Source organism: Pseudokineococcus basanitobsidens (assembly GCF_037482545.1).
Classification (GTDB): Bacteria; Actinomycetota; Actinomycetes; order Actinomycetales; family Quadrisphaeraceae; genus Pseudokineococcus; species Pseudokineococcus basanitobsidens.
In genome coordinates this window covers 30,742-38,506 of record NZ_JBBIAA010000003.1, presented here as the reverse complement: position 1 = coordinate 38,506, position 7,765 = coordinate 30,742, and the positions used below count along the sequence as shown (strand labels likewise).

Sequence of the window (7,765 nt, the reverse complement as noted above, 5' to 3'; positions counted from 1 at the left end):
TCGCCGGCGACGCCCTCCGGACCCACGAGCGCCTCGCCGCGCACGGCGAGGGCCCACAGCGCCGGGACGGTCGCCCGCAGGGAGAGCCGTGCCGCGCTGCCGGCGTAGACACCGCCGAGCAGGGGCTCGACCAGCCGGTCGACGACGGCGCGGCCGACACGGCCGGCGACGAAGTCCGCGACGGCCAGGTCGGTGCCGACGGGCTCCACCCGCTCGTCCCGGACCCGCGCGAGCTCCGACGGCGTCAGCAGTCCCGCCAGCCCGGCCGTGCTGCGGGGGGCGCCCATCACCGTGCCCGCCGGCAGCGCGTGCAGCGCACCGCGCGTGGCGAGCGCGGCGGGCACGGCCTCCGGCCGGACGACGTCGTCGCCCAGCCCGAGCTCGTCCACGAGCCGGACGGCCTCGGGACGGCGGGCGAGCAGCGACTCGGGGCCGAGGTCGAGCACGAGGGGCTCGGGGGCGCCCGGGACGTCCAGGGACCCGCGGGCCATGACGCCTCCCGTGCGCACCGACGCCTCGAGGACGACGACGGGGGCACCGGCGCGCGAGGCCTCCCACGCCGCGGCGAGCCCGCTGACGCCGCCGCCGACGACGACGAGGGGCGCCGACGGGCGCGTCGGTCGCGGCGTCGGCCGGGCGGAGGAGGGCACGGACCTACTGCGCGGTGCGCTCGTGGACGAGGTCCACGACCCGCGCCAGCACGTCCGGGTCCGTGGAGGGCAGCACGCCGTGCCCGAGGTTCATGACGTGGCCGTGCGCCGCGCGCCCGCGGTCGAGGACCTCGAGCGTGCGCTCGCGCACGACGTCCCACGGCGCGAAGACCATCGCCGGGTCGAGGTTGCCCTGCAGGGCGAGCGGCCGCCCGACCCGCTGCGCGGCCACGTCCAGCGGCACGCGGAAGTCGACGCCGACGACCTCCGGGCCGGCCTCGGCCATCGCGCCGAGCAGCTCGCCCGTGCCGGTGCCGAAGTGGATGCGCGGCACGCCGAGGTCGGCGACGCCCGCCAGCACCGCGGTCGAGTGCGGCAGGACGTAGCGGCGGTAGTCGGCGAGCGGCAGCGCCCCGACCCAGGAGTCGAAGAGCTGCACGGCGCGGGCGCCGGCCTGGACCTGCACGCGCAGGAAGGTCGTCGTGAGGTCGGCGATCCGCGTCATCAGCGCGTGCCAGAGCCCCGGGTCGCCGTACATGAGCGCCTTCGTGCGCTCGTGGTGGCGGCTGGGGCCGCCCTCGACGAGGTAGCTGGCGAGCGTGAACGGCGCCCCGGCGAAGCCGAGGAGCGGGACGTCGCCGAGCTCGCGGACGAGCAGGCGCACGGCCTCGGCGACGAAGCCGACCTGCTCGGGGTCCAGGACGGGCAGGGCCTCGACGTCGGCGGCCGTGCGCACCGGTGAGCCGACGACGGGCCCGGTGCCGGGGACGATGTCCACGTCCACGCCCGCCGCGGCGAGGGGCACGACGATGTCGCTGTAGAGGACGGCCGCGTCGACGCCGTAGCGGCGCACCGGCTGCAGCGTGATCTCCGTCACCAGCTCGGGCGTGCGGCAGGCCTCGAGCATCGCCGTGCCGGCGCGCGCCTGCTTGTACTCGGGCAGCGAGCGGCCCGCCTGCCGCATGAACCACACCGGCGTGCGCGCGCCCCGGCGCCCGTTCGCCGCCGCGCTGAAGGGGTCCTCGCCCGGCAGCGCGGGAGGCAGGTCGACCGCGGGCGCCGCGCCCCCGGCGGGGGCGGCAGGGGCGGTGGTCGGGACGGCGTCGGGCACGGACGCGATGGTGGCACGGCGTGGCGGCGCGCCTCCTCCCCGCGCCGGGCCGCCCGCGACCTAGCCTCCCGTGGGTGGGCACGGGCGGGACGACGAGGGGCGGCCGCGGCGCGCCGCGGCCCGGCAGTGCTCCCGGGGCTCCCGCGTCGTCCCCGACCGGATCCGTCGAGGAGCGACTCGTCGCCGGCCTGCGGGCCGCGCGGACCCGGCCCGAGGTGCAGCTCGCGGAGGTCCCGGCGCCCTCCCGCGTCGCCCCCTTCGCCGTCGCGCTGTCGGCCGACGTCGCGCGCCCCGGCGACGACGAGGACCTCGCCACCGGCCGGTTCGTCCTGCTGCACGACCCGGCCGGCCAGGAGGCGTGGGAGGGCGACCTGCGCGTGGTCACCTTCGCCCGTGCCGAGCTCGACCCCGAGACGGGCGGCGACCCGCTGCTCGGCGACGTGGGCTGGTCGTGGTTCCTCGACGCCCTCGCCGAGGGCGGCGTGGAGCACGCCGCGGCCGGCGGGACGGTCACCCGGGTCCTGTCCGACAGCTACGGCAGCCTCGCCGAGCGGCCGTCCGGCGTCGAGCTCGAGGTGCGCGCCTCGTGGTCGCCCCTCGGCGGCCCCGACGCCGTCGGCGACCACCTGCGCGCCTGGGCGGACCACCTGCTGTGCACGGTGGCGGGCCTGCCCCCGCTGCCCGAGGGCGTCACCGCCCTCCCCCGCCGCACGCGCTGACGGCCTCCTCCTCCCGCGTTCTCTCCGCGGTCCCCTCCTCCCGGCCGACCCGCGACGACGTCACCCGTCCGGCCGCTTGCGGGACGGTTCAAGTGGACGCCGGCACCTGCCGATGGGACCCCTGACGGCGCCCACGGAAGGGCGCCACCCGAAGGGAGCCCCCCGTGCCCGCACTCCTGCCGCCCCCCGTGGACCGGACCGCCCAGCGCGGCGCGGTCGTCCCCGGCGTGGCCCGCATCCCGAGCCAGCACTCCCGCACCCAGCAGCAGACCGCCGCGGACCGCGGCACGGCGCTCGTCGCCCTGTCCTCGCCCTCGCTGCGCCGGGCCGCGGTCCGCGTCCTGCGCGGCCTCGGCGCCCGCGAGGTGCTGGCGGCCCCCGACGCGGCGGCGGCCCGCAGCCTGGCGACCCGTCGCGCCGGCACCGTCGCCGTCGTCCAGCCCTCCTTCGGCGGCGGGACGGGCCTCGGCCTCGTCCGCGACTCCTCCGTCGGCGGCTGGGCCACCACCGTGGTCGTCGACCACCACCGCGAGGGCGCCGACGCGGCCGCCGCCGCGGGTGCCGCCCTCGCGGCCGGCGCCCGCTGCTACCTCGTCGTGGACCCCGCCGACGAGGAGGGCGGCTCGCCGCGCTCCGCCCGGCCGGCCGACGCCGTCGCCCCGACCGGCGCGTGGCAGGACCTCTCCGAGCGGGAGGTCCAGGTCATCTCCCTGGTCGCCGAGGGCCGCTCCAACCGGGACGTCGGGGAGGCGCTCGGCCTGTCCGCGCTGACGGTGAAGAGCCACCTCGCCCGCATCGCGCGCAAGCTGCGCACCGGGGACCGCGCCGAGATGGTCGCCATCGCCCTGCGCGCCGGCCTCGTCACCTGAGCCGTCCCCGACCCCCCTGGTCCACCGACCCCCCTGCTCCACCGACCACCCTGCTCCACCGACCACCCTGCTCCACGACCGTCCCCACCACCACGCTCCCCCGCCGCGCCGAAGCCCCGGCGCGGCGGGGTGCCCTGGTCTCTCCGGACGGCACCCGCCGCCCTCGCCGGCGGGGTCCCGACCCGACCGCGGACCGGCCGTCGCACCTCGCCCCTACGGTGAGGCCATGACCGCGAGCACCGACGCCCCCGGCGACGAGGCCGGGGCCGACCCCGGTCACGGGGCGGCCGAGCCGGCGCCCGTGCCGGTCCTCACCGAGCCGGCCGACGGCGTCCCCGAGGTCGTCTCCGCCCCCGACGCCCTCGCGGACGCCGCCGCCCGGCTGGCCGCGGGCACCGGGCCCGTCGCCGTCGACGCCGAGCGGGCCTCCGGCTACCGCTACGGCCAGCGGGCCTTCCTCGTCCAGCTGCGCCGCGAGGGCACCGGCACGCTGCTCGTCGACCCGGAGGCGCTGCCCGACCTGTCCGCCCTCGCCGACGCGCTCGGCGACGCGGAGTGGGTCCTGCACGCGGCGTCGCAGGACCTCCCGTGCCTCGCCGAGGTCGGCCTACGGCCCGGTGGGGAGCTCGTCGACACCGAGCTCGGCGCGCGCCTCGCGGGGTTCCCGAGGGTCGGGCTCGCCGCCGTCCTGCAGCGGCTGCTCGGGGTGGACCTCGCCAAGGAGCACTCCGCGGTCGACTGGTCCACCCGCCCGCTGCCCGAGCCCTGGCTGCGCTACGCCGCCCTGGACGTCGAGCTGCTGCTGCCGCTGCGCGACGCGCTCCTGGCGGAGCTCGAGGAGCAGGGCAAGACGGCGTGGGCGCGCCAGGAGTTCGCCGCCGTCCGCGACGCACCGCCAGCGCCTCCGCGCGCGGAGCCCTGGCGCCGCACCTCCGGGCTCCACGCCGTGCGCAGCCGGCGCCAGCTCGCCGTCGTGCGCGAGCTGTGGGAGGAGCGCGAGCGCCTCGCGCAGCGCCGCGACGTCGCCCCCGGGCGCGTCCTGCCCGACCGCGCCGTCGTCGCCGCCGCGACGGCGATGCCGACGTCACCCGCCGCGCTCACGGCCCTGCCCGTCTTCTCGGGGCCCGCGAACCGGCGCCGCGCCGCGCAGTGGCTGGACGCCGTCCGCCGCGGTCAGGCCGTGCCCGACGACGAGCTCCCCCGCACCTCGACCCCGCCGACCGGGCCACCACCGCCGCGGACGTGGAAGGACCGCGACCCCGCCGCCGCGGCGCGGCTGGCGGCGGCGCGCGAGGTCGTGGACGCGCTCTCGACCGAGCACGACCTCCCGGTCGAGAACCTCCTGCAGCCCGACCTCCTGCGCCGCACCTGCTGGGAGCCGCCCGAGCCGCTGGACGCGACGACCGTCGCGGACGCGCTGCGCGACGGCGGGGCCCGGCCGTGGCAGGTGGACCTCCTGGCGGAGCCGCTCGCCGCGGCCGTGGCGGCGTCCGCCACGGCCGGCCGGCCGCGCGGCACGAGGTGATGGCGCCCCCGGTGCTGGCACCACGGGTGAGGAGAGGCTAACCTTCGCCTGCTCGCCCCGTCGGGGCGCTCTCGTGAGGAGACCGGTGTGACGGCCAACCTGCTCATCGGGCTCCGCGAAGGCCTGGAGGCCTCCCTGGTCGTCGGGCTGCTCGTCGCCGCCCTCGTGCGGGCCGGACGCCGCGACGCCCTGCCCGCCGTCGTCGTCGGCGTCGTCGCCGCCGTGCTGCTCAGCGTCGGCCTCGGCGCCGTCCTCGAGCTCACGTCCCGGGACATGACGTTCCGCCAGCAGGAGCTCTTCGGCGGGTCGCTGTCGATCGCGTCCGTCGGCCTCGTGACGTGGATGGTGCTGTGGATGCGCCGGGCCGCCCGCGACCTGCGCGGTGACCTCGGCGCCCGGGTCGGCTCCGCCCTGGCCGTCGGGCCGCTCGCCGTCGGGGTCGTCGCCCTGCTCGCCGTCGGGCGGGAGGGGCTCGAGACGGCGCTCTTCCTCTGGGCCGCGGCGCGCGCGACCGGAGCGGGCACCGGGCCGCTCGTCGGGGCCGTCGTCGGCCTGGCGGTCGCCGTCGTGCTCGGGTGGCTCGTCTACCGCGGGGCCCTGCGGCTCGACCTGCGCCGCTTCTTCACCTGGTCCGGCGCCGCGCTCGTCGTGGTCGCCGGCGGCGTGCTCGCCTACGGCGTCCACGACCTGCAGGAGGCGGCCGTCCTCCCCGGCCTCACCAGCCTCGCCTTCGACGTCAGCGCGGTGGTCCCGCCCGCGAGCTGGTACGGCGCCCTGCTCAAGGGCACCGTCGGCTTCACCCCGGCGACGACCTGGCTCCAGGCGGTCGCCTGGGTGCTCTACGTCGTCCCGATGCTCGTCGTCGTGCTGCGTCCGGCGCGCCCGCGCACCACCGCCCGGGCCGAGCTCGAGACCACCGCCCGCGCCGCCTGACCCTCCTCGCCGGCCGGGTCCCGCGGGACAGCGCCGGCCACTCCCGCGCGGCGACGCCGCGCCCGACCCCCGGAGCTCCCGTGCGCCGTCCCGCCCCCCTGCGTCGCCCCGGCACGCCCCCCGTACCGCCCCTCGTCGCGCTCGGCCTGCTGGCCCTGCCCCTCACGGCGTGCGCGACCGACGCCGCCCCGGCCTCCGGGTCCGGCACCGCCGACGGCGAGGGACCCGTCGTCGTCACCGCCGCCGACGACGCGTGCGAGGCGTCCAGGAGCGAGCTCACCGCCGGCATCAGCACCTTCGCCATCACGAACGCCGGCGGCCAGGTCACCGAGGTCTACGTCTACGACGGCGACCGCATCGTGACGGAGAAGGAGGACATCGGGCCGGGCACGAGCTACGACCTCACCGTGGACCTCGGCGAGGGCACCTACCAGCTCGCCTGCAAGCCGGGCATGGTCGGGGAGGGCATCCGCACCGACCTCGTCGTCTCCCCGGCCGCCGTCACGCAGGCGGACGACCCGGCCGCCGTGCGGGCCGTCGCCGACTACCGGGCCTTCGTCCAGGAGCAGGCCGACTCCGCCGTGCCCCTCGTGACGCAGCTCGCCGCCGCCGTCGAGGCCGGCGACGTCGAGGCGGCGAGGGCGCTGTACGCACCGTCCCGGGCGCCGTGGGAGCGGGTCGAGCCGGTCGCGGAGGCCTTCGGCGACCTGGACCCCCGGATGGACGCCCGCGAGGCCGACCTCGCCCCGGGCGACGACTTCACCGGCTGGCACCGGCTGGAGAAGGCCCTGTGGACGGGTGAGGACCTCGCCCCGCTCGTCCCGGTGGCCGACCAGCTCGTCGACGACGTCGCCGAGCTGGCCGGCCGGGTGCCCGAGGCGCCGCTCACCCCGACCTCGATCGGCAACGGGGCGAAGGAGCTGCTCGACGAGGTGGCCACCGGCAAGATCACCGGCGAGGAGGAGGCGTTCTCGCACACCGACCTCGTCGACGTCGACGCCAACGTGACGGGGGCCCAGGAGGCGCTCGAGGCGCTGCGCCCGCTCGTGCAGGAGGACGACCCCGCGCTCGTCGCCGAGCTCGACGCCCGCTTCGCCGACCTGCGCACGGCCCTGGAGCCCTACCGCGACGGCGACGGCTGGGTCTCCTACGACACCCTCGACGAGGACCAGCGGCTGGACCTGAGCCGCGCGGTCGACGCCCTCGCCGAGCCGCTGTCCGGGCTCGCGGCGGCCGCGTCGCGATGACCGGGGAGGAGCCGCGCGGCGGGGCGACCGCGACCCCGGCGCGCCCCACCACGGAGGACGCGACGGAGGACGCGGCGCGGGCGCAGGCCCGCCGCGGACCCAGCCGGCGCCGCCTGCTCGCAGGGCTCGGGCTCGCCGGCGCCGCCGTCGCGGGCGCCGGCGTCGACCGGGCCGCGACGGCGGTCGCGGCCTCGTCGGGCGGAGCCGCGGCGCGCGGCGTGGTCACCTTCGAGGGGACGCACCAGGCGGGCATCACGACGCCCGTCCAGGGGCACCTGCACCTGGCCGCCCTCGACGTCGTCGGCGGCGGCCGCGAGGAGCTCGCGGACCTCCTGCAGCGCTGGACCGCGGCCGCCCGGGCGCTCACCGCCGGGCGGCCCGTCGGCGAGGGCGGTGCCGTCGGCGGCGACCCGCTCGCGCCGCCCGCGGACACCGGCGAGGCCCTCGACTCCGGCGCCGCGCGCCTCACCGTCACCGTGGGCGTCGGTCCGTCCCTGTTCGACGACCGCTTCGGGCTCGCCGACCGCCGGCCGGCCGCCCTCGCGGACCTGCCGGCCTTCGCGGGGGACGCGCTCGAGCCGGGTCGCTGCGGCGGCGACCTCGTGGTCCAGGCGTGCGCCGACGACCCGCAGGTCGCCGTCCACGCCGTCCGCACGCTCGTGCGGACGGCCGCCGGCAACACGGTCCTCCACCGGGCCCAGCTGGGGCTCG

General features: G+C 78.9%; 8 protein-coding genes. 6 read left to right on the top strand and 2 right to left on the bottom strand.

What is annotated here, in order from left to right:
- A partial coding sequence (locus tag WDZ17_RS04470) for an FAD-dependent oxidoreductase (protein WP_339573934.1) occupies positions 1 to 650 on the bottom strand: 650 nt, incomplete at its 3' end.
- Between the two features lie 4 nt (positions 651 to 654).
- Positions 655 to 1,695, bottom strand: coding sequence for a uroporphyrinogen decarboxylase (hemE, locus tag WDZ17_RS04465; protein WP_422631826.1), 1,041 nt, complete (start codon positions 1,693 to 1,695; stop codon positions 655 to 657).
- A 140-nt stretch (positions 1,696 to 1,835) separates the two neighbouring features.
- Here hemE and WDZ17_RS04460 point away from each other — a divergent pair, with 140 nt between their 5' ends.
- The 6 genes from WDZ17_RS04460 to WDZ17_RS04435 all read left to right on the top strand — a co-directional run.
- A complete protein-coding gene (locus WDZ17_RS04460; RefSeq protein WP_339573932.1) occupies positions 1,836 to 2,480 on the top strand; it encodes a DUF3000 domain-containing protein in 645 nt (214 codons plus the stop codon).
- Positions 2,481 to 2,644: 164 nt separating this feature from the next.
- Complete coding sequence (locus tag WDZ17_RS04455) at positions 2,645 to 3,349, top strand: helix-turn-helix transcriptional regulator (RefSeq protein WP_339573931.1); 705 nt, start codon at positions 2,645 to 2,647, stop codon at positions 3,347 to 3,349.
- 226 nt (positions 3,350 to 3,575) lie between these two features.
- On the top strand, positions 3,576 to 4,874 hold the full coding sequence (locus WDZ17_RS04450) for an HRDC domain-containing protein (RefSeq protein ID WP_339573930.1): 1,299 nt from the start codon (positions 3,576 to 3,578) through the stop codon (positions 4,872 to 4,874).
- Between the two features lie 87 nt (positions 4,875 to 4,961).
- Complete coding sequence (gene efeU, locus WDZ17_RS04445; RefSeq protein WP_339573929.1) at positions 4,962 to 5,807, top strand: iron uptake transporter permease EfeU; 846 nt, start codon at positions 4,962 to 4,964, stop codon at positions 5,805 to 5,807.
- A gap of 80 nt (positions 5,808 to 5,887) precedes the next feature.
- Positions 5,888 to 7,054 (top strand): iron uptake system protein EfeO, encoded by a 1,167-nt coding sequence (efeO, locus tag WDZ17_RS04440; RefSeq protein WP_339573928.1) that lies wholly within the window; start codon positions 5,888 to 5,890, stop codon positions 7,052 to 7,054.
- On the top strand, positions 7,051 to 7,765 hold a 715-nt coding region (locus WDZ17_RS04435; protein ID WP_339573927.1), incomplete at its 3' end, for a Dyp-type peroxidase. The genes efeO and WDZ17_RS04435, both read left to right, overlap by 4 nt.

Coding starts and splice junctions, on each gene's coding strand:
- WDZ17_RS04450 (WP_339573930.1), top strand. CDS start 3,576: ATGACCGCGAGCACCGACGCCCCCGGCGACGAGGCCGGGGCCGACCCC.